Source organism: Franconibacter helveticus LMG 23732 (assembly GCF_000463115.2).
In the GTDB taxonomy this organism is placed as follows: domain Bacteria; phylum Pseudomonadota; class Gammaproteobacteria; order Enterobacterales; family Enterobacteriaceae; genus Franconibacter; species Franconibacter helveticus.
On sequence record NZ_AWFX01000042.1, the window covers coordinates 278882 to 300243 of the forward strand.

The 21362-nt window shown below is 55.1% G+C and carries 24 protein-coding genes; 12 read left to right on the forward strand and 12 right to left on the reverse strand.

The genetic code is table 11. The annotated features are described in order from the left end of the window. Nucleotides 1-10 precede the first annotated feature (10 nt). Complete coding sequence (gene purR / locus DW56_RS11555) at nucleotides 11-1036, reverse strand: HTH-type transcriptional repressor PurR (protein WP_024552221.1); 1026 nt, start codon at nucleotides 1034-1036, stop codon at nucleotides 11-13. 293 nt (nucleotides 1037-1329) lie between these two features. On the opposite strand from purR, the gene cydH reads away from it, so the two are divergent. Both cydH and DW56_RS11560 read left to right on the forward strand, forming a co-directional pair. Then, nucleotides 1330-1419, forward strand: a complete 90-nt coding sequence (cydH, locus tag DW56_RS22435; protein WP_035889914.1) for a cytochrome bd-I oxidase subunit CydH — start codon at nucleotides 1330-1332, stop codon at nucleotides 1417-1419. A 259-nt stretch (nucleotides 1420-1678) separates the two neighbouring features. Beyond that, nucleotides 1679-2845: an MFS transporter gene (locus DW56_RS11560; RefSeq protein ID WP_024552222.1), complete on the forward strand. Its 1167-nt coding sequence runs from the start codon at nucleotides 1679-1681 to the stop codon at nucleotides 2843-2845. 41 nt (nucleotides 2846-2886) lie between these two features. On the opposite strand, the gene DW56_RS11565 is transcribed toward DW56_RS11560, so the two are convergent. Beyond that, on the reverse strand, nucleotides 2887-3714 hold the full coding sequence (locus DW56_RS11565) for a C40 family peptidase (protein ID WP_024552223.1): 828 nt from the start codon (nucleotides 3712-3714) through the stop codon (nucleotides 2887-2889). Nucleotides 3715-4058: 344 nt separating this feature from the next. On the opposite strand from DW56_RS11565, the gene grxD reads away from it, so the two are divergent. Continuing rightward, complete coding sequence (grxD, locus tag DW56_RS11570) at nucleotides 4059-4406, forward strand: monothiol glutaredoxin 4 (RefSeq protein WP_024552224.1); 348 nt, start codon at nucleotides 4059-4061, stop codon at nucleotides 4404-4406. 40 nt (nucleotides 4407-4446) lie between these two features. Here the strand turns inward: grxD and rnt are convergent, their stop codons facing one another. From rnt to DW56_RS11590, 4 genes are all read right to left on the reverse strand, one after another. Beyond that, nucleotides 4447-5097, reverse strand: coding sequence for a ribonuclease T (rnt, locus tag DW56_RS11575; RefSeq protein WP_024552225.1), 651 nt, complete (start codon nucleotides 5095-5097; stop codon nucleotides 4447-4449). A 95-nt stretch (nucleotides 5098-5192) separates the two neighbouring features. After that, nucleotides 5193-5600: a lactoylglutathione lyase gene (gene gloA / locus DW56_RS11580; RefSeq protein WP_024552226.1), complete on the reverse strand. Its 408-nt coding sequence runs from the start codon at nucleotides 5598-5600 to the stop codon at nucleotides 5193-5195. A gap of 93 nt (nucleotides 5601-5693) precedes the next feature. After that, the gene (nemA, locus tag DW56_RS11585) at nucleotides 5694-6791 is read right to left on the reverse strand and encodes an alkene reductase (protein ID WP_024552227.1); all 1098 of its coding nucleotides are present in this window, start codon (nucleotides 6789-6791) and stop codon (nucleotides 5694-5696) included. A gap of 67 nt (nucleotides 6792-6858) precedes the next feature. Then, complete coding sequence (locus tag DW56_RS11590; RefSeq protein WP_024552228.1) at nucleotides 6859-7440, reverse strand: TetR/AcrR family transcriptional regulator; 582 nt, start codon at nucleotides 7438-7440, stop codon at nucleotides 6859-6861. A 192-nt stretch (nucleotides 7441-7632) separates the two neighbouring features. Between DW56_RS11590 and DW56_RS11595 the strand changes: the two genes are divergently transcribed. From DW56_RS11595 to sodC, 3 genes are all read left to right on the forward strand, one after another. Next, on the forward strand, nucleotides 7633-7872 hold the full coding sequence (locus tag DW56_RS11595) for a DUF1289 domain-containing protein (RefSeq protein ID WP_024552229.1): 240 nt from the start codon (nucleotides 7633-7635) through the stop codon (nucleotides 7870-7872). A gap of 56 nt (nucleotides 7873-7928) precedes the next feature. Further along, entirely contained in the window at nucleotides 7929-8825 is an 897-nt protein-coding gene (locus DW56_RS11600) for an aldo/keto reductase (RefSeq protein ID WP_024552230.1), read from the forward strand. A gap of 79 nt (nucleotides 8826-8904) precedes the next feature. Beyond that, nucleotides 8905-9426, forward strand: coding sequence for a superoxide dismutase [Cu-Zn] SodC (gene sodC / locus DW56_RS11605; protein WP_024552231.1), 522 nt, complete (start codon nucleotides 8905-8907; stop codon nucleotides 9424-9426). On the opposite strand, the gene DW56_RS11610 is transcribed toward sodC, so the two are convergent. Genes DW56_RS11610 through DW56_RS11620 form a run of 3 tightly spaced genes read right to left on the reverse strand, consistent with a single transcriptional unit; the run spans nucleotide 9419 to nucleotide 12596 of the window. After that, the gene (locus tag DW56_RS11610) at nucleotides 9419-11452 is read right to left on the reverse strand and encodes an FUSC family protein (RefSeq protein ID WP_024552232.1); all 2034 of its coding nucleotides are present in this window, start codon (nucleotides 11450-11452) and stop codon (nucleotides 9419-9421) included. The genes sodC and DW56_RS11610 overlap by 8 nt on opposite strands. A 4-nt stretch (nucleotides 11453-11456) precedes the next feature. Further along, entirely contained in the window at nucleotides 11457-12356 is a 900-nt protein-coding gene (locus DW56_RS11615; RefSeq protein WP_024552233.1) for an efflux RND transporter periplasmic adaptor subunit, read from the reverse strand. Nucleotides 12357-12359: 3 nt separating this feature from the next. Next, nucleotides 12360-12596, reverse strand: a complete 237-nt coding sequence (locus DW56_RS11620) for a DUF1656 domain-containing protein (RefSeq protein WP_024552234.1) — start codon at nucleotides 12594-12596, stop codon at nucleotides 12360-12362. Nucleotides 12597-12770: 174 nt separating this feature from the next. On the opposite strand from DW56_RS11620, the gene slyA reads away from it, so the two are divergent. Beyond that, nucleotides 12771-13205 carry a transcriptional regulator SlyA gene (gene slyA, locus DW56_RS11625; protein ID WP_024552235.1) on the forward strand — a complete coding sequence of 145 codons (435 nt, stop codon included), beginning with the start codon at nucleotides 12771-12773 and terminating at the stop codon, nucleotides 13203-13205. Nucleotides 13206-13256: 51 nt separating this feature from the next. On the opposite strand, the gene slyB is transcribed toward slyA, so the two are convergent. Then, a complete protein-coding gene (slyB, locus tag DW56_RS11630) occupies nucleotides 13257-13724 on the reverse strand; it encodes an outer membrane lipoprotein SlyB (protein ID WP_024552236.1) in 468 nt (155 codons plus the stop codon). A gap of 250 nt (nucleotides 13725-13974) precedes the next feature. Between slyB and anmK the strand changes: the two genes are divergently transcribed. The 5 genes from anmK (at nucleotide 13975) to pdxY (ending at nucleotide 18583) form a co-directional block, all read left to right on the forward strand. Next, entirely contained in the window at nucleotides 13975-15099 is a 1125-nt protein-coding gene (gene anmK / locus DW56_RS11635; RefSeq protein ID WP_024552237.1) for an anhydro-N-acetylmuramic acid kinase, read from the forward strand. A gap of 94 nt (nucleotides 15100-15193) precedes the next feature. Further along, nucleotides 15194-15517 carry a C-type lysozyme inhibitor gene (gene mliC / locus DW56_RS11640; protein ID WP_024552238.1) on the forward strand — a complete coding sequence of 108 codons (324 nt, stop codon included), beginning with the start codon at nucleotides 15194-15196 and terminating at the stop codon, nucleotides 15515-15517. A gap of 57 nt (nucleotides 15518-15574) precedes the next feature. Beyond that, nucleotides 15575-16231 carry a pyridoxamine 5'-phosphate oxidase gene (gene pdxH, locus DW56_RS11645; protein ID WP_024552239.1) on the forward strand — a complete coding sequence of 219 codons (657 nt, stop codon included), beginning with the start codon at nucleotides 15575-15577 and terminating at the stop codon, nucleotides 16229-16231. A 141-nt stretch (nucleotides 16232-16372) separates the two neighbouring features. Then, a complete protein-coding gene (gene tyrS, locus DW56_RS11650) occupies nucleotides 16373-17647 on the forward strand; it encodes a tyrosine--tRNA ligase (RefSeq protein ID WP_024552240.1) in 1275 nt (424 codons plus the stop codon). A 75-nt stretch (nucleotides 17648-17722) separates the two neighbouring features. Beyond that, nucleotides 17723-18583, forward strand: coding sequence for a pyridoxal kinase PdxY (gene pdxY, locus DW56_RS11655; protein WP_024552241.1), 861 nt, complete (start codon nucleotides 17723-17725; stop codon nucleotides 18581-18583). 38 nt (nucleotides 18584-18621) lie between these two features. Here the strand turns inward: pdxY and gstA are convergent, their stop codons facing one another. Together gstA and dtpA are read right to left on the reverse strand one after the other, a co-directional pair. Next, nucleotides 18622-19224 (reverse strand): glutathione transferase GstA, encoded by a 603-nt coding sequence (gene gstA / locus DW56_RS11660; protein WP_024552242.1) that lies wholly within the window; start codon nucleotides 19222-19224, stop codon nucleotides 18622-18624. A gap of 111 nt (nucleotides 19225-19335) precedes the next feature. Continuing rightward, entirely contained in the window at nucleotides 19336-20841 is a 1506-nt protein-coding gene (gene dtpA / locus DW56_RS11665; RefSeq protein WP_024552243.1) for a dipeptide/tripeptide permease DtpA, read from the reverse strand. Nucleotides 20842-21362: the final 521 nt, after the last annotated feature.

Consider the following 21362-nt stretch of genomic DNA (forward strand, 5'->3'; position numbering starts at 1 on the left):
CCCCGGAGGATTAGCGGCGGTAGTCGCGGAACGGGCCGTCCGCCACGGAGCGTCGCTCAATAAGGCGCGGATGCACCTCGATGGTTTGCGACTCTTCGCGTTTGTTGACGATACGGTCGAGCAGCATATTAAACGCCGTCTGTCCGAGCGTCTCTTTAGGCTGGTGAATGGTGGTCAGCGCCGGGCTGAAATAGCGGGCGTTGCGCACGTTGTCGTAACCGATAATGGAAATGTCGTGCGGCACGCGCAGGCCCATTTCATCCGCAGCGCAGATAGCGCCCATCGCCATAATATCGCCGCCGCAGAAAACCGCGGTAGGGCGGTGAGGCTGCGAAAGCATTTGCTGCATTGCGCGATAGCCCGATTCCGGCTCGAAATCGCCCTGTACAACCCAGTTTTCCGGCATGGAGATCATCGCTTCTTTCAGCGCTTTCATAAAACCGGCCAGACGGCCCGCGCCGGTGTTGCGCTCCAGCGGCCCCGGGATAACGCCGATTTCACGATGACCGCGTTCAATCAAATAACGCCCGGCGATGTAACCGCCCTGGAAGGCGTTATCGACCACCGAGTCGGTAAAGTCCGCTTTCGCCTCGCCCCAGTCCATCACCACCATCGGAATATGGCGGTACTCTTCCAGCATGCTGAGCAGCGACTGCGGGTATTCTGAACACATTACCAGCAAACCATCGACGCGTTTTTGCGCCATCATCGACAGGTAAGCGCGCTGCTTTTCGAGGTTGTTATGCGCATTGCCCAGAATAAGCGTATAGCCTTTGGCAAAACAGCTGTTCTCCACCGCTTCGATAATTTCAGCGAAATAGGGCGCTTCGCTGCTGGTAGCCAGCAGGCCGATAGATTTGGTGTGGTTAACCTTCAGGCTGCGCGCCACTGCGCTTGGCGAATAATGCAACTCTTTGATTGCAGCCCATACCGCGTTGCGCGTCTCTTCCGCAACAAAACGGGTTTTGTTAATTACATGTGATACGGTTGTAGTGGAAACGTTTGCTCGCTTCGCGACGTCTTTAATTGTTGCCATTAGTTGTCACTCCAGACCATGCCCTAACTTCCTGAATAAACGATGGTTAAACGTTTGCCTTTGCTAACCCCTGGTGGCAACAAAAACGTTGCGTCAGGCCGGGAAAAGCCAGTTCGGCTGGAAAGAGAGGGGGTTAATGGCCGGTACAAAGTAAATTAGCCGGGAATTTTGGCCGATCTTGCGCAAAAGGGGAAGAGGGAAAACGCATATCGGTCTAAAACAAAGAGGATTTTTAAGCGTGACTATGCAAAAATGAAGCGCACCCGCTTTTTGTAGGGTTAAAAGGAGAACAAATGAGTACCGAACTGAAATTTTCGCTCGTCACCACCGTCATTGTGCTGGGATTAATTGTGGCTTCCGCACTGACCGCTGTTATGCACTAATTCGCCTTTCCGGAGAGGGTAAATTTTCCCTCTCCCGCCATTTTTCCTTATAAATCCCCGCATTGCCCTTTCTTTTATTGCCCGTTCGGGTAATGATTAGCAAATAACAAAAAAGCTACACTCTTAACAAAACCGCAATTATCTTTTGCGAGTATTGTGACTTCTGTCCCAACGTTATATCTGCCATGCTGTCTGGCATTCCCGTCTTGTCAGTTGCGCAACAGCCGCTGACGCTCTCTCGTTTTGTCTGGAGTTTTGCATGAGAGTTAATTTTCCTTTACTGGCGCTGGCTATTGGCGCTTTTGGCATCGGCACGACTGAGTTTTCGCCCATGGGCTTGCTGCCGGTCATTGCGAAGGGCGTCGATGTTTCTATCCCTGCCGCCGGGATGTTGATCAGCGCTTATGCGATTGGGGTGATGGTTGGCGCGCCGCTGATGACGCTGCTGCTGTCGCACCGCTCGCGCCGCAACGCGCTGATTTTTCTGATGGCGATTTTTACCGTCGGTAATGTGCTTTCCGCCATTTCGCCGGACTACGGCACGTTACTGGCTTCGCGTATTCTTACCAGCCTTAACCACGGCGCCTTTTTCGGTCTCGGCTCGGTGGTTGCGGCAAGCGTGGTGCCGAAACACAAGCAGGCGAGCGCCGTGGCAACCATGTTTATGGGGCTGACCATCGCCAACATTGGCGGCGTCCCGGCAGCGACATGGCTTGGGGAAGTCATCGGCTGGCGCATGTCATTCCTGGCGACCGCCGGGCTTGGCGTCGTCTCGATGATAAGTCTCTTTTTCTCCTTGCCGAAAGGCAGCGCGGGCGAGCGGCCAGACGTGAAAAGCGAACTGGCGGTGCTGATGCGACCGCAGGTGGTGAGCGCATTGTTGACTACAGTGCTTGGCGCCGGCGCGATGTTTACGCTTTATACCTATATCGCTCCTGTGCTGCATAAAATCACAGACGCCACCCCGGCATTTACCACCGGCATGCTGGTGCTGATTGGCGTCGGCTTTTCTATTGGCAACTATCTCGGCGGCCGTCTGGCGGACCGTTCGGTTAACGGTACGCTTAAAGGCTTCCTGTTGCTGCTGATCGTTATTATGGCCTCGATTCCCTTACTGGCGCGCAGTGAAATCGGCGCAGCGGTGAGTATGGTGATTTGGGGCGCGGCCACATTTGCGGTGGTGCCGCCGTTACAAATGCGGGTAATGCGTGTGGCGAGCGAAGCGCCGGGGCTTTCCTCTTCTGTGAATATCGGCGCGTTCAACCTCGGTAATGCCCTGGGCGCAGCGGCAGGCGGCGCGGTGATCCAGGCGGGGCTGGGCTACAGTTTTGTGCCGGTGATGGGTGCGATGATTGCCGCGCTCGGTTTGCTACTAGTGCTCTTCTCTTCCCGGCGTGGCGGGCAAAAAGCCTGCGTGGCGGAATAAATAAAAAAGGGAAGCGGAGGCTTCCCTTTTTTTTCGCGGATTCAGCGGATGGTGCGCGGCGTCATCACCCGGCGAGCACCAACATAATGACGCTGCCAGTAATCTTCGCTCAGCGAGGTAATCTGAATATCCTGACCGCTGCGAGGCGACTGGATAAACTTGCCGTTGCCCACATAAACGCCGACGTGATCGGCGGTGCCGCGTCCCTGGGTGCGGAAAAAGACCAGATCGCCGCTCTCCAGTTCGCCACGGTCAACCGGCGCCGCGTCGCGCAGGTGATACATCTCGTTAGCCGTACGCGGAATACGGAACTTCACTAAATCTTTATAGGCGTAATAGACCAGCCCGCTACAGTCGAAGCCGGTACGCGGCGAACTGCCGCCCCAGCGATACGGCTTGCCAATCTGATCCATCAGTTTGTTGAGCGCGGTTTTTTGCGCTTTCTGCACGCGTAACTTATGCGCGGCAGCGATGGTGGTGGGCTGCTCCGCTTTCACCTTCACGCAGCGTTTTTTATGCCCTTTGCGTTTGGTGCACTGCTCGGTGTAGGCCAGCGTCTGAAGCTTTTTGCCTTTGAGCAGTGCATCGGAAGAGGAGAGTTTGCCGCGACGGGCGAGTGTTTTACCAGAGGCAGTGGCTTTGGCTTTTTTACTGGAAGAGGCGACGCGCTTTGTTGAACTTTTGCCGGAGGATTTGCTTTTTTTACTGGTGGTTTTCGTCTGGCTGCTTTTTTTCTTGGTTTTTTCGCTGTGCGCCTTTTGAATAGCCGACGGACGCGCGTTTTCTGAAGCGTGCGTCAATGGGCTTAATGTCAGACTGGTAAAAAATAAAGCACAGAGCGTGAGAGTGATTTTATTAATCCGCGCCACTGAGCATTCCCCTGATGATGGCGGCAATCGTGCCCGCGTATGATTTTCCAAAAACCAGCCGATTCTAATCTAAAAAAATGACAAAAGTTAATAGTCATTTCACCGTCATCGATACGTTTCGTTATCAAGCGCAAAAAAAATGCACATTTTCTGGCTTCCCCCGTCTCGCTGACGGTACGTTAAGCACGCTGATGCAAAAGAATGTCTGCCGATCGCCCCTATAAAAGTGTTATTCTTAATGAATGTTTAACCCCGGCCATGGGCATAGCGGCCAGCGCAACCTGTCGCGTGCAGCCGTTATAAAGAAAAGCTCCTGCCGTTAAGAAGCTTGAGGAAGCAAGACAATGAGCACAACCCTTGAAAAAATTCAGCGCCAGATCGCCGAAAACCCGATTCTTCTTTATATGAAAGGTTCGCCGAAGCTGCCGAGCTGCGGTTTTTCCGCTCAGGCAGTACAGGCGCTTTCCGCGTGCGGCGAGCGTTTCGCGTATGTCGATATCCTGCAAAACCCGGATATTCGCGCTGAATTGCCGAAATACGCTAACTGGCCGACGTTCCCGCAGCTGTGGGTTGATGGCGAACTGGTCGGCGGCTGCGATATCGTTATCGAAATGTACCAGCGCGGCGAGCTGCAACAGCTGATCAAAGAAACCGCAGAGAAGTACAAATCCGAAACGCCAGACGCGGAATAAGCCTGGCGTAATAAAAAAGCGACCCATTGGGTCGCTTTTTTTATGCCGCGGGTTCAGGCGCAGGCACGGGCCATCCGCCTAATCGCTTCCAGCGATTGACGATTTCGCAAAACAGCAGCGCCGTTTGCTCGGTATCGTAAAGTGCGGAGTGCGCCTGGGCGGTATCGAAAGCGAGGCCTGCTGCGGCGCAGGCTTTAGCCAGCACGGTTTGCCCCAGCGCCAGGCCGCTTAATGCCGCGGTATCAAAAGTGACAAAAGGATGGAAAGGGTTGCGCTTGAGAGAGGCGCGCTGCGCCGCCGCCATCATAAAGCTGTGATCGAATGTGGCGTTATGGGCCACCATGATTGCCCGGTTGCAGTCGCTCTCTTTCATGCCCTTGCGGACCATTTTAAAGATAGCGTGCAGCGCTTCATATTCGCTTACCGCGCCGCGCAACGGGTTATGCGGGTCGATACCGTTAAAGGCCAGCGCTTCCGGCTGCAAAATCGCCCCTTCGAAGGGTTCAACATGAAAATGAAGCGTCTCATCCGGCGACAGCCAGCCTTCTTCGTCCATTTTCAGCGTGACGGCGGCAATCTCCAGCAGCGCATCGGTTTTGGCGTTAAATCCGGCGGTCTCCACATCAATGACGACGGGATAAAAGCCACGAAAGCGGTCGCACAGACCAGCAAGTTGCGGGGTATCGGACATCAGGGTCTCATATCTGGAGGAGTTAAAGCAGCGCGTATTATGGCAAATTTCAGGACAGGATGCAGCAGGGCGGGCGCGATGGCCCGCCGCGAAAATCAGTTGCCGAGACCGCGACCGGCATCTTTTTCTTCAATCAGCTCAATTTTGTAGCCGTCCGGATCTTCAACAAAAGCGATAACCGTGGTGCCGCCTTTAACCGGGCCCGCTTCGCGGGTGACGTTGCCGCCGTTATTGCGAATACGCTCACACGCTTGCGCGGCGTTGTCTACGCTAATGGCGATATGGCCGTAAGCGGTGCCGAGCTCATAGCTTTCCACGCCCCAGTTATAGGTCAGTTCAATAACCGCTTCTTCGCTTTCAGGTCCGTAACCGACAAAGGCCAGAGAGTATTTGTATTCCGGGTTTTCGCTGGTGCGCAGCAGTTTCATGCCCAGCACGTTGGTATAAAATTCGATAGAACGTTGCAGGTCGCCGACGCGCAGCATAGTGTGAAGTAAGCGCATAATGTCCTCTTAAATCTATGAAATGTAAGTCGCGGTTTGTTAAAACGCTGTTGTGAGTATAGCGGCGAAAGGCCGCCGCTATCAATGAAGGGATTACAGGGTAGGATAGTCGATGTAGCCTTCCGCGCCGCCGCCATAGAACGATTCCGGGCGCTGCGGGTTCAGTTCTGCTTTTTTACGCAGGCGTTCTACCAGGTCCGGGTTGGCGATGTAGTCACGACCGAAAGCCACAGCATCAATCAATCCTTTCTCAATCAGCGCCTCCGCTTTCTCACGGGTATAGGCGCCCGCGCCGATAATCACGCCATCGAAACGCGCACGCACTTTCTGGCGGAATTTGTCGGTGTAAGGCACTCCGCCCGCCCAGTCAGGCTCGGACATATGCAGATAGGCGATGCCGCGCTTGTTGAGCTCATCAATCAGATACAGCGCATCTTCTTCTTCATTCGGGCCGTTATCGACATTCTGGAAGGTGCCAATCGGGGAGACGCGAATGCCGATGCGATCGGCGCTCCACTCTTTGCTGACTGCATCAATCACTTCCAGCACCAGACGCGCGCGGTTTTCCACGCTGCCGCCGTACTGATCGGTACGCTGGTTGGCGCTCGGGGAAAGGAACTGGTGCAGCAGATAGCCGTGCGCGGAATGCAGCTCGACCAGGTCGAAGCCAGCGTCGCGCGCGTTGCCTACCGCTTTACGAAAGTCGTCAACAATACCCGGGATCTCATCTGTTTCCAGCGCGCGCGGCGTAGTGGTGTCCACACGAATCGCTTTCCCGTTTTCATCACGCAGGGAAGTACGGGTGCCAGCGTTAATAGCCGAAGGCGCGACCGGCGCTTCGCCGCCAGGTTGCAGGCTGCTGTGAGAGATACGGCCCGTGTGCCAGAGCTGTACGGCGATATGGCCCGCGTTTTCATGCACGGCGGCAGTGATTTTTTTCCATGCGGCAACTTGCTCATCGCTGTGCAAGCCTGGCGCGCCCGCATAGCCTTTCGCCTGGGCGGAAATTTGCGTGGCTTCGCTGATGATAAGGCCGGAGCTCGCGCGCTGACGGTAATATTCCACCATCATGGCCGTTGGAATGTCGCCCGGCTCAATGCTGCGCAGGCGCGTAAGCGGCGCCATAAATACGCGGTTTGGTACGGTAACAGGACCCACTTTCAGCGGGGTGAAGAGTTTTTCTGACGGCATAATGTCTCCTGAGTAGACCGGTCGTCTAGTAACAAGGGAAATAAAAAGCGCCTGCCGGAGCGGGCGCTCAGAGAATCTGTTCTACATGTTTTAACGTGCTTTCCAGCGGCGCGCCGCTGCGGGAAATTTTGGCCTGCAAACTGGCGCCAAGCCACAGCACATATAACACCTGCGCCTGGGTGTTTGCGTCGCCTGCGCATTGCAGACTTTTTTCCGCAACGCCGCGCTCAAGCGTCCGGGCGAGCAGGGCGATGATACTTGCCGCGCCTTTATCAAGCGCGCCGCGCATATCTTCAGAAAGATCGCACACTTCGGCTGACAGTTTGACTGTCAGGCAACCGCTGATGGTGCCCTGGCTGCGGTACTGTTGCAGCGTTTCCTGATACCAGTCGATTATCTTTTCGCGGCACGTCCGATCGGCACGCTCAAAGTGCTGGCGCAGCCGCTCGTGGTAATGGAGATAGTGCCGTTCCAGCATCGCCACCCCAAACGCCTCTTTAGAGCGAAAGTAGTGATAAAACGACCCTTTCGGCACGCCTGCGGTTTTTAGCAGCTCGCTCAGCCCCATGCCGGTAAAGCCGCGTTGCAGGCAGAGCTGCTGGCCGGTGGCAAGGAGATGTTCGCGGGTATCGGTGTCATGCTGTTTCATGGCTATTACGGTACTAGACCAGTTGGTCTAATGCAAGTTCACTTTTAAAAAAGCAGGCTGTAAGTGACGTTGTCACATCTAATGGCGTCGTTAAACCGGCCTTTGCGCAAAGACGCAGTTTGTCTGCCTCAGGCTTGCAAGCGTTCTAAAGACAGGCTTCAATTGTAATTACTTTGTTAAACAGGAGTTGTTGTGGCCGAGCAGCTTGAGTTTTTTCCCGTCCCCAGTCCTTGTCGCGGTATTTGCCAGAGCGACGAGCGCGGATTTTGCCGCGGCTGCATGCGTAGCCGGGATGAGCGCTTTAACTGGCAAAATATGAGCGACCCGCAAAAGCAAGAGGTGCTGCGTCTCTGCCGCCAGCGGATGCTGCGCAAGCTGCGCGCCGCGAAAACCGAACCGCCCGATGAACCCCAGCAACCTTCACTGTTTTAATCACGTAGCTGTCGTATACTCCGGCGCAGTGTTTATCTTATTCCGAGGAACAAGAGATGGTTCAACGTATTACCCTCGCGCCGCAGGGGCCGGAGTTTTCCCGTCTGGTTATGGGTTACTGGCGGTTAATGGACTGGAATATGTCTGCCCGCGAACTGGTGAGCTTTATTGAAGAACATCTGGATATGGGCATCACCACCGTCGACCATGCCGATATTTATGGCGGCTACCAGTGCGAAGCGGCCTTTGGCGAAGCGCTGCGTCTTGCGCCGCATTTGCGCCAGCGTATGGAAATCGTCACTAAATGCGGGATTGCGACCACGGCAAAAGAAGAAAACGCTATCGGGCATTACATTACCAGCCGCGAACATATCGTGCGTAGCGCGGAAACCTCGCTGAAAAATCTGGCGACCGATGCCATCGATCTTCTTCTGATACACCGTCCTGACCCTCTTATGGATGCCGATGACGTGGCGGAAGCCTTCCTTGCGCTGCACCAGAGCGGAAAAGTGCGCCATTTTGGCGTATCCAATTTTACGCCTGCGCAGTTCATGCTGTTGCAATCCCGCTTGCCGTTCACGCTTGCCACGAATCAGGTGGAAATTTCGCCGGTTCACCAGCCGCTGCTGCTGGACGGTACGCTGGATCAACTCCAGCAGCTGCGTATTCGTCCGATGGCCTGGTCCTGCCTTGGCGGCGGGCGGTTGTTTAACGATGAGGCTTTCCAGCCGCTGCGTGATGAGTTGCAAAAGGTGGCGCAGGAAGTGGGCGCAGAAACGATTGAACAGGTCGTCTACGCATGGGTGATGCGCCTGCCGTCGCAGCCGTTGCCTATTATCGGTTCCGGTAAAATCGAACGCGTACGCGCTGCGCTTCCTTCACTTTCTCTTGAAATGTCGCGACAGCAGTGGTTCCGCATTCGTAAAGCGGCGCTCGGTTACGACGTGCCGTAAAGCTGAAAGTGGTTGCTTCCCGGTGAAATCTTCTCTGCTGGTATAGACTTACCACCGAGGAAAACCATCAGGAGGCAACATGAAGCGTTTTAGTCTGGCAATGTTGGCACTGCTCGCCTGCGGCGCGGCGCAGGCGGCCAGTGAAGAAGTGGAAATGCACCTCGTCACCGATCAGGGAATTGGCCAATCCATTGGTACGGTAAAAATCAGCGAAACCGACAAAGGGCTTGAGTTTGCCCCCGATCTCAAGGCGCTGCCGCCCGGCGATCATGGTTTTCATATTCATGCCAAAGGCAGCTGCGAACCGGCGATGAAAGACGGTAAACCCGTAGCCGCGCAAGCGGCGGGCGGGCATTACGATCCGCAAAATACCGGCAAACATCTTGGGCCGGAAGGGCCAGGCCACCTCGGCGATTTACCCACTTTGCAGGTTAATAACGATGGCAAAGCCACCGAGCCGGTTACCGCACCGCGTCTGAAATCCCTTGATGAGGTGAAAGGTAAAGCGCTGATGGTTCATGTGGGCGGCGATAACATGTCCGATCATCCAAAACCCCTTGGCGGCGGCGGAGAGCGCTACGCCTGCGGCGTGATTAAGTAAGACGGGTTGCGCTGTCGCCGGGGTTGCCCGGTGGCGGCGCTTGTTCAAGTTGCGAAAGCGAGCACCATAGCCGCCAGATAAGCTGCGCCAGACGCCGCGCATCGGGTTGATGATGCCTTGCAAGCGTAGTGTAAACCCGCTCCAGCTCGTTCAGCGCGGCCGCCAGCGGCCGTTGCTGAACGCCTCTTTCGCTCATGACCTCTCTTAGCGTAGCGATGCAGTTATCGCGCACGAGCGTTAACGGATCCGATCGCGCTTCCCACTCGCGTAACTGCCAGACGACATGAGAGCAGTTCAGCAAGACCACGCCCCAACGCAACAGCCAACGCCGCGCGCTCTCTTCTTTACTGTTGCTGAGCTGGCTGATGTGGTGATAAACCAGCGATTCAAACGCATTTTCGCTGTGATACGGATGCTGGCTAAGCTGATCGATAAATCCTCGCCGTAGCGATCGAATATGGCGGCGGCCTTTACGCTGGTCGGAACCCGGACGCAGCACAGCGAAAGCGGCCCAGCAGAGTGCCACGCCGGCAATTTTCGCCAGATTATCATTCAGGAAATCCGCAAAATCATAAACCGGCGGATTGGTGACGGCGATAAACGAGCCCATAAAGACAATCAACTGTCCCCACAGCCCGGCAAGCTTCGGCTGTTGTAACTTCATTAATTGCATGGTCGTCAACAGCGGCAGCAGAAAAAGCAAAAACTGCCACAAGTCCGTTATCTGCACCATCAGGCCGAATTTCACCGCGAAGCTGAACAGCGAAAGCAGCACCAGCGTGCGCAGCAGCAGAGTCAGCGAATTGTAAGGCGAGGGCGAGGCGGAATAGAGTACGCTGCTGATAGCCGCAAGCGTCAGCGCGCCGCTGCCGGCTTCCCATTGCGTGCTGATACACCATGCGCCTATAAGCGTAATGATGCAAAACGTTCGCAGCGCGCTCCAGAGCGCTTCCCGGTTATCCGCGTGGCGTGTAAAAGCGGGCGCTGCGGGTGGCGAAATGGCGCGTTGCGGCGTGCCGTCTTCCACTTCGTGCAGCCAGCGCGCGCTGTCGAGATAAACCCAGCAAAAATCACGCAGACGCTGCCAGAAGGCGTGATGACGAAAATCATCGGCGCGGGTGGGGTAAAGCTGCGCCAGGATTTTCGCAACGCTGTACCGGGTCGCCTGTGGGTGCGCCAGTTCCTGTAGCAGCGCCTGTAAGTGCGACCAGAGCGTAGGGGGAACGTCCGGCCAGTTAAGCAAAAGCCTGCGCAAGCCGGAAATAAGGCTGGTAAGCCGTAACTGCTGGTGCAGTAAGTAATTAAGCAGCGTGTTATGCCGACGGAAACGGTAATGACTCCAGAAGGCCTGGATACGCAGCACATTCAGCGTAAGGATTTGTCCAATCAAACCCTCATGCGCGGTGCGTATGGTGTCTGTTGTTTCCTGTTGCCACAACAGGCTTGCGTGTTCCAGCAGCCGGGTTTGCATCGTTTTCAGCGCGTTTAACAGCGTTGAGCCATCGGAGTTGCCCGGCAATACCATCATCATGAAACCGCCGCATAAAATACCGACGATAACTTCGCAAACCCGCGCCTGGGCAATATCCCACAGTTCTGTGGTCTCAACGGTGTTCACTAGTGGGAAAGCGATAATCGCGGCGGTATAGCCGGCAAGCTGGAAAGCGTAAGCCGCATTATTCATAAACTGGCTGGCGGCCCAGGTGCAAAGCGCAAGCCAGGCAGCCATGGCGAAGGTAAAAAACCAGGGGTCATTCAGCGTGTGGCCGGCAATGATAAGCGAAGCGCAGGCGCCAAGCAGGCTGCCTGCAATGCGGCCCAGACTTTTACTGATAACGCTGCCGACGGTAGGAAAGCTCACGACGGCGGCGGACGTCATCGCCCAGTAGGGTTCATCCAGCTCAAGACAATACGCGATGGTTAGCGCCAGGCACATGGCGATGCTGTTACGCAGCGCATAGCGCCATTGTCCGGGGTTGGCTTTTCCCCAGGGCGTGTTTCGCCATGCGAGCCAGTCGGCTTTCATGATGCTACGGGCCAAGCGAAACGGTGCAGGTGGTGCCCGAAACGAGCGTAATATCTTGCGCCAGCGGATCGAGCGCTATACGCACCGGCACGCGCTGCGCCAGGCGCACCCAGGGCACGTTAGGTTTGATATCCGCCACCAGCCCACTGTCGCTCTCCACGCTCTGGTCATAAATGGCGCGTCCGATGCTGTCCACTTTCCCCGTGAGTTGTTGATGACCGCTGTAAAGCGTCACTTTTGCGGCAAGGCCGGGGCGAATATGACGAAGCTTGGTCTCTTCAAAATAGCCCACCACATAAAACGAGTGGCTGTCGATAAGCGCGAAAACAGGTTGCCCGGCGGTGGCGTAATTGCCGACGCGGCTGGAAAGATTCGTTATCCAGCCATCTACCGGCGCTTTTACTGTGGTTTGCGAAAGCTGCCACTGGGCTTGTTCAAGCGCGGCTTGCGCCGCTTTGAGGTCCGCTTTTGCCGCCGCGAGGCTCGCCTGCGCCGCTTCCACGCTGATATTCGCCGTATCCAGGTCTTCAGCGGAGATATAGTTACGCGGCAGATGACGGCGGCGGTTCGCCTCATTATTCGCTTTCGCGACATCGGCATTGGCTTTCGCGACATCCGATGAAGCGCGCGCAAGCTGCGCCTGGGCGTTTAAAACCGCAATGCGATAAGGCGTCTCGTCCAGCGTAAACAGCACGCTGCCCGCTTTCACCCGCTGGTTATCACGCACGTTAAGGCGAGTCAGCGTCCCGGAAACTTGCGGCGTGATATTGACCTGCTCCGCGCGTACTTTGCCATCGCGCGTCCAGGGCGACTGCATGTAATAAGTCCACATCAGCCAGCCCACGACCAGTGCGACGGCGAAAATAATCAGGGTGGAAAAATATTTCAGTGTTTTCAGTCGCATGGCTTACCACATTATTAAAATCAGCAGCCCAAGGCTGACGCACAGAGCAAAAAGCGACAAATCCAGCAACGTGGGGTGCCAAATTTCTCCGGAATACATCCAGTCGCGTAGAAGGCGATGAAGAGCCAGCCAGATAAAAAAGCCGAGGATCACCGCCTTAAACAGAGGGGGAAAATAGACTGAGGCGCCTGCTACAAGGTCCTGGAGCGGCATGCCTGAAGCGGAAAAAGACCATGGCATGATGATTAATCCTTTAGCAGCAAAATATGGCGGCTTCGGTTACCTGAGATAGAATGAGTATAATTACCGCTGAGATAGTCGCAAAAGTAAGACATTTGTTTTAGTTATTTAAATGCTGCAAACTAGTCTAAAATCACTACAATAACTTAGCAAGCTAATTATAAGGAGATGAAATTGGAATCGCCATTAGGTTCTGATCTGGCACGGCTAGTGCGCATCTGGCGTGCTCTGATTGACCATCGCCTGAAACCTCTGGAACTGACGCAAACGCACTGGGTTACGCTGCATAATATTCACGAACTGCCGCCTGACCAGTCGCAAATACAGCTCGCGAAAGCGATCGGCATTGAACAGCCGTCGCTGGTGCGAACACTCGATCAGCTTGAAGAAAAAGGGCTGATTTCACGCCATACCTGTGCAAGCGACAGGCGCGCTAAACGCATTAAGCTTACGGAAAAAGCGCGACCGATTATCACGCAAATGGAAGATGTGATTCGTAAAACGCGTGGAGAGATCCTCTCGGGGATCAGTGAAACCGAACTTACTACGCTGCTGAATCTGATTAATCGTCTGGAGAAGAATATCAACGATCTCCAGGAACGAGGCTAACGTTGCGTTTAGTATGAAAAAAGCGACCTGGAGGCAGGTCGCTTTTTTATTTTAGCGGGGTGAAACGGTAACCTGGCTGCCGTTGCTTGCCAGTACCACGCGCTGGCCGGCAGAGAAGCGGGTGTTGCCCTGTTTCTGAACCACCATAATGGTGTTGCCGTCATCCTTACGGATTTCCAGCTCAACGCCCTGCGTTTTGTTCATTGCGCCCTGTACGCCCTGGCCTGCCACGCCGCCTGCGACAGCGCCTGCCGCGGTGGCAAGCGAACGACCGGTGCCGCCGCCGACGGTATTGCCAAGGAAGCCGCCCAATACCGCACCGCCCAGTGCGCCGATCACGTTGTTATCGTCACCGCCCTGAATCTTCACCGGACGGACGTTAACGATCGTGCCATAGGTGACGTTCTGCACCTGCTTGGCTTCAGAAGCGGTATAAACATCGCCGGAAAGACTATCGTTATTGACACAACCCGCCAGCGTTAACCCGGCCAGCGAGACAACCAGCACACGTGAAATCATGCAAATCTCCTGTTTACAATCAATGCTCCTGTGAGCATCCATGATAGTTAAATTATATGGCATTAAACGACAGCGTTTCACATTGTTCATGCATTCCCATGTAAAAATAGTAAAAGTACCTGGTTTAACGCAGGGTAAATGCCTTTAAAACCGTGTCGGTTTTTATTGCGCCAGATTTGTTAATAATTATCATTAACGCAGAACAATGACCGTGAATGTCGGTTAACCCGTCAACCAGTAAGGAAAGCCTATGAAATCGGGGCGCTATATTGGCGTAATGTCTGGCACCAGCCTGGACGGAGTGGATGTAGTGTTGGCGGCGATTGATGAGCGAATGGTCGCGCAGCAGGCTAGCCTCAGCTGGCCTATCCCGCTGAAGCTTAAGCAGGAGGTGCTTGCCATCTGTCAGGGCCAGAGCCTGACGCTTTCGCAACTGGGGCAGCTTGACGCGCGACTCGGCCAGCTTTTCGCCGACGCGGTACTGGCGCTGATGAAGCAGGAAAAGCTCAAACCCGAAGAGGTGATGGCTATCGGCTGTCACGGGCAGACCGTGTGGCATGAGCCTGGCGGCGAAGCGCCGCATACTCTGCAAATAGGGGATAATAATCAGATTGTGGCGCGTACCGGCGTCACCGTCGTCGGCGATTTCCGCCGCCGCGACATGGCGCTGGGCGGGCAGGGCGCGCCGCTGGTGCCTGCTTTCCATCACGCATTGCTCGCGCACCCGGCCGAGCGCCGTATGGTGCTTAATATCGGCGGCATCGCCAACCTCTCGCTGCTTTTCCCCGATCAGCCCGTTCGCGGCTACGATACCGGCCCGGGCAACATGTTGATGGACGCCTGGATCTGGCGCCAGCGCGGGCAAGCCTATGATAAAGGCGCCCAGTGGGCGAGCAGCGGCAAAGTGATCCTCCCGCTGCTTCAGCATATGCTCTGCGACCCTTACTTCGCCTTGCCAGCGCCTAAAAGCACCGGGCGGGAATATTTCAATTACGGCTGGCTTGAGCGGCAGCTGTCGCGCTTTCCGGGCCTTGCGGCGCAGGATGTGCAGGCGACGCTTGCTGAGCTGACGGCGACGACTGTCGCTGAACAGGTGCTGTTAAGCGGCGGCGGCGAGAGGCTGCTGGTCTGCGGCGGCGGCGGGCGCAATCCGCTGCTAATGAACCGGCTGGCCGGACTGTTGCCGGGCATTGAAGTCTCCACCACTGATGAGATGGGCATTAGCGGCGATGATATGGAAGCGCTGGCGTTCGCCTGGCTTGCGTTTCGCACGCTTTCAGGCATGCCGGGCAATCTTCCCTCGGTAACGGGCGCTTCGCAGCCAAGCGTGCTGGGCGCTATTTTCCCGGCAAATCCGATCCAGAATCGGATTTAGCCGACTTTCGCCAGGGGGCGAAGCCGATAGACTTTCTTTGAAACAGGATGAACGCCGTCTCCTTAAAGTAAAAGAAAGTCATCAGGATAGCCCCATGAAAAAACTGCTTATTGTTTTACTTCCCTCGCTTCTTGCAGGCTGTAGCTACTACGGCACGATGATGGAGCGCATGCATACGGATAAGCTTGAGTATCAGTGCGATGAAAAACCGCTGACGGTTTCGCTTAATAATACGCGCCAGGAAGTCAGCTTTATCTATAACGACAAACCGCTGCGGCTGAAACAGGGGCTTTCGGCGTCCGGCGCGCGCTACACAGACGGCATTTATGTTTTCTGGTCGAAAGGCGACACGGCGAACGTTTACGAAAAAGACCGCATTGTGCTTAATAACTGTCAATTGCAAAATCGCCAGCGTTGAGATTTCACCGGGTGGAGCGCACAATAGCTCCACCCAACGATTACGCTAGCTAACGCCATGTCTGATAACGATTCTCTGCAAAAGATCGCGCATCTGCGCCGTGAATACACCAAAGGCGGATTACGCCGTCGCGATCTTCCTGAACAACCGCTTCCCCTGTTCGAACGCTGGCTTTCGCAGGCATGCGAAGCGCAGCTCGCCGACCCAACCGCCATGGTGGTCGCAACCGTTGATGAAAACGGTCAGCCTTATCAGCGCATTGTCCTGCTTAAGCATTACGACGAAAAAGGCCTGGTTTTCTACACCAATCTCGGCAGCCGTAAAGCCCATCATATTGAAAACAACCCCCGCGTGAATCTGCTGTTCCCCTGGCACATGCTGGAGCGCCAGGTCATGGTGACGGGAAAAGCGGAGCGTCTCTCTACGCTTGAGGTGGTGAAATATTTCCACAGCCGCCCCCGCGACAGCCAGATTGGCGCCTGGGTCTCGAAACAGTCGAGCCGCATTTCCGCGCGCGGCGTGCTGGAGAGCAAGTTCCTGGAGCTTAAACAGAAATTCCAGCAGGGGGAGATCCCGCTGCCGAGTTTCTGGGGCGGATTTCGCGTTTCCATCGAGCAGATGGAGTTCTGGCAGGGCGGCGAACACCGCCTGCATGACCGCTTTTTATACCAGCGCGAAGGCGCGGGCTGGAAAATCGATCGTCTTGCCCCCTGAGTAAGGGATTTTCTTGTGCGAAGCGCTGGCGCAACCGGGCACAGCGCTTTATTCTATGCCTCCCTGAATTTTTAACGTATTCGCCAGCAGGCGAAAGCCGTGTACCGGCAAAGGTGCAGTCGTAAAGAGATGGAGAAATTGATGGCAAGCAGCAATTTGATCAAGCAATTGCAGGAGCGGGGCCTTGTGGCTCAGGTGACGGATGAAGAAGCGTTAGCGCAGCGTTTGGCGCAGGGGCCAATCGCCCTTTATTGCGGCTTCGATCCCACCGCTGACAGCTTGCATCTGGGCCATCTGGTTCCCCTGTTGTGCCTGAAACGTTTTCAGATGGCAGGGCATAAGCCGGTCGCTCTGGTCGGCGGCGCTACGGGGCTTATTGGCGACCCAAGCTTCAAAGCGACCGAACGTAAGCTTAATACGGAAGATACGGTGCAGGAGTGGGTGGATAAAATTCGCCGTCAGGTTGCGCCTTTCCTCGACTTCGATTGCGGTGAAAACGCCGCTATCGCCGCCAACAACTACGACTGGTTCGGCAGCATGAACGTGCTGACGTTCCTGCGTGATATCGGTAAACACTTCTCTGTTAACCAGATGATCAACAAAGAAGCGGTGAAGCAGCGCCTGAACCGTGACGACGTGGGCATCTCCTTTACCGAGTTTTCGTACAACCTGTTGCAGGGTTACGATTTTGCCTGCCTGAACAAACTGCATGGCGTTGCGCTGCAAATCGGCGGGTCGGATCAGTGGGGCAATATCACCTCCGGCATCGATCTGACGCGTCGTCTGCATCAGAACCAGGTGTTCGGCCTGACCGTTCCGCTCATCACGAAATCAGACGGCACTAAATTCGGTAAAACCGAAGGCGGCGCGGTATGGCTCGATCCTAAGAAAACCAGTCCGTACAAGTTCTATCAGTTCTGGATCAACACCGCAGACGCCGATGTTTACCGCTTCCTGAAATTCTTCACCTTTATGAGCATTGAAGAGATCAATGCGCTGGAAGAGGAAGACAAGAACAGCGGCAAAGCGCCGCGCGCGCAGTATGTGCTGGCGGAGGAAGTCACGCGTCTGGTTCACGGGGAAGAGGGGCTGGTGGCGGCGAAGCGCATCACAGCCAGCCTTTTCAACGGCACCCTGAGCGACCTGAGCGAAGCGGATTTCGAACAGCTTGCGCAGGATGGCGTGCCGATGGTCGAAATGGAAAAAGGCGCCGATCTTCAGCAAGCGCTGGTGGATTCCGAGCTGCAACCCTCCCGCGGCCAGGCCCGTAAGACTATCGCCTCTAATGCGGTCACCATTAACGGCGAAAAACAGTCAGACCCGGAATACACCTTCAGCGATGCAGACCGCCTCTTCGGTCGCTACACGCTGCTGCGTCGCGGTAAAAAGAATTACTGCCTCGTTTGCTGGAAGTAACACTCAGCAAGTAAGGGCGTGGGAAACCACGCCCTTTATTTTTATGTCATCACCTGCAATTCATCCGGAAGCAACATGAAAAACATCCTCGCTATCCAGTCTCATGTGGTGTTTGGTCACGCCGGCAACAGCGCGGCTGAATTTCCCATGCGGCGTCTCGGCGCCAACGTCTGGCCGCTCAATACCGTTCAGTTTTCCAATCACACGCAATATGGACAATGGACCGGCGCGGTGATGCCGCCCGCACACCTGACTGAAATTGTGCAGGGCATCGCCGCCATTGGGCAGCTACACCGCTGCGACGCAGTGCTGAGCGGTTATCTGGGTTCTGCGGAGCAGGGCGAGCATATCCTGGGCATCGTGCGCGAAGTGAAAAAGGCAAACCCTCAGGCGCTCTACTTCTGCGACCCGGTCATGGGGCATCCGGAGAAAGGCTGCATCGTGGCGCCGGGCGTTGCGGAATTTCATGCGCGCCATGCGCTGCCAGCCAGCGATATTATCGCGCCGAACCTGATTGAGCTTGAGCTGCTGAGCGGACACGCGGTAAACACAGTGGAAGAAGCGGTGACAACGTCACGCGAGCTGATTGCGCTGGGGCCAAAAGTGGTGCTGGTCAAACATCTGGCGCGCGCGGGTTACCATAAAGATCGTTTTGAAATGTTGCTGGTCACGCAGGACGAAGCCTGGCATATCAGCCGTCCGCTGGTGGATTTTGGCGAGCGCCAGCCTGTGGGCGTGGGTGACGTAACCAGCGGTCTGCTGTTGGTGAAACTGTTACAGGGCGCGACGCACCGCGACGCGCTGGAGCATGTCACGGCGGCGGTTTATGAAATCATGATAATGACGAAAAAGATGGGCGAGTACGAATTGCAGGTTGTTGCCGCCCAGGAAGGCATCGCTAAGCCGGAGCATTACTTTACCGCTGTCGCGCTTTAACAATGAACCGCTCTCCTGGCGTCAGGAGAGCGGACAGTTTACAGCCCCTCCGCCGCCAGCGCTGCCGCTACAGCCGGTCGCGCCTGCATCCGCGCCAGATAGTGTTCAATGTTATCCAGCCCGTCGAAGTTGAGCTTAATCGCTTTACCCCAACGCAGCACGGTAAAGAGATAAGCGTCCGCCACGCTGAAGCGCAGCCCCATCAGCCACTGTTTATCCGTCAGCTCGTCATTAACGTACTGCAATTTCTTCTCTAACAGGCCGCGTGCCGTTTGCTTGTACGCTTCCGGCGTGTCAGGGCGAAAGAGCGGAGAAAAGCCCTTATGCAGCTCGGTAGCGATGTAGTTAAGCCATTCCAGCGTGTGATAGCGTGTCATGCTGCCAGCCGGGGCCAGCAACTGGCGGTCCGGCACTTTATCCGCCAGGTATTGCACAATCGCCACGCCTTCCGTCAGCAGCGAACCGTCATCAAGCTGTAACGCCGGTACTTGCCCCTTTGGGTTAATGGCGAGGTAGTCATCCCCGCTTTCGGTTTTTTTCGCCGCCAGGTCCACTTTCACCAGCGTAAAATCAAGACCCGATTCGCGTAAAACAATATGGGGCGAAAGGGAACAGGCGCCTGCTTTGTAAAACAGCTTCATGAGTCGCTCCTCGTTAGCGATGATTTATCACAGTATGGTAGTGCCCGTTCGGGCAAAAAAAAAGCCGCTAACCCAAAGGTTAGCGGCTGAAAATTGTTTCGCTATAAGACATTACGCCGTTGCGGTTTTAGACGCTTTCGCCGCTTTGTCATCATCCTGCGTCATACGGTTCAGTTTCGGCGCGGTCAGCAGCATCAGCACAGCGATAACGGCTGTTGCGATACCAATCTGCATAAAGACGCGGCCATAAACTTCCAGTGACATCAGCGGGTCGGTTACGTTCTCCGGCACCGCCATCAGGTTTGCTACTTTACCGGCGATGATGGCCGCGCCCGCGGTCGTCAGGAACCAGCTGCCCATGATGAAGCCCATCAGGCGCTGCGGTACCAGTTGCGCGACCATGGCAAGGCCCAGACCGGAGATCATCAGCTCGCCGATACTTTGCAGGGCGTAGCTCAGGATAAGCCAGTTAACAGAGACGATGCCCGCATCGCTTGCAAACTTCGCACCCAGCGGCAGCACGAGGAACGCGCCAGAGCAGAGCACCATGCCGATGGCGAATTTATGCGGCATCGGCAGGCGGTCGCCCATCTTGTTATAGATAGCCGCAAGAATCGGGCTGCCGATCATAATCCAGAACGGGTTCAGCGCCTGATACTGCTCCGGTTCGAACGCGATGCCCAGAATGGAATGTTCAACGTTGCGAATGGCGAAGAAGTTAAGCGAAGTTGGCATCTGGCTGTAAAGCACGAAGAAGACAACCGCTTCCAGCATCAGGATAAACGCGACGATCATTTTACGACGCGCCGCGCCGTGCATGGCAAAGGCTTCTTTACCGAAAATAATCACGATGCCCAGCGCAATCACGCCCAGCGCGATACGTGCGATCCCCTGGTTATGCAGCAGCCACGTGGCGATGGCGACCAGCACCACAACGCCTGCGATGGTGGCGAAAAGCTTACCAAACTGCAACGGCTGGAAATCGGGTTTGGAACCGTAATCTTTTACCCAGTGACGGCAGAAAGCGAAGTTGATGATAGTAATAACCATACCCACTACGCTCAGCGCGAACGCTACGCTCCAGCCGAATTTCGCCGCAAGCCACGGCGTCGCCAGCATGGAGAAGAACGAACCGATGTTGATCGCCATGTAATACATGGTGAAAGCGCCGTCGAGACGCGGGTCGTCTTTTGAATAGCAAGTCGAAAGCAGCGAAGAAGGGTTAGCTTTAAACAGGCCATTACCTACGGCGATGGTTGCCATCCCCATATAAACGATAGCGGCGTCGTGCCCGGACCAGGCCACCAGCGCATAGCCAATCGCCAGCACCGTGGCGCCCAGGAAAATAACGCGCTTGGTGCCCAGCACTTTATCGCCAAGCCAGCCGCCGATGGCGACCAGGCCGTAAACCAGTGCGCTGAATGAGGAGAACAGAGTGATGGAATCCGCTTCGGACATACCCAGCTGTTTGACCAGGTACACGGCCATGATCCCTTGCAGGCCGTAGTAACCAAAACGCTCCCATAATTCGATAGAGAAAATGAGATAGAACGATTTCGGTTGTTTGAAAGCGTTTAAGCTGACGCTTTCTGCTGGTTTATTGTTTGCAGTCGACACATATACCTCTTTTTTTACGTCCCGTAGTAACGGGAGTCTGGCCGGCGCATGGCTGGAGCAGCCTGCGCTTTATTTTTATTAGGGTGAGAAACGGCGGGTAATGTTCACTATCCTGGGCTGTCAGGCAATACCTTTGTAATAATCCGTTACATTTAACCCAGCCAGGATAAACCCTGTAAAAACGAAACAGGAACTAGCGTTAAATTTTTTGTTAACCTTAATAACAGGTATTTTATCTGATCAAAGCCATTTTTTGTGGTCATTAAGTTATATATTCTGCTGATTTGCCCGCAAGCCAGCGGATGTGACCTGGCATGAGCGATAATTCCGATATTTGTTCGGCTTAAACAGGCGTCTTTCCTGAGGTTGCGCGGATTTTTATTCATTTTTACAACATGAAATTAACGACATGTTATCGATGTGATTTGTGTCACAAAGTTATAGAAATTTCCTGTCGAAAAAAAACATTTAACCTGGCGAAGTGGTTTGTCGCCGGATTTAACCGGCGACGCAATGCGAAA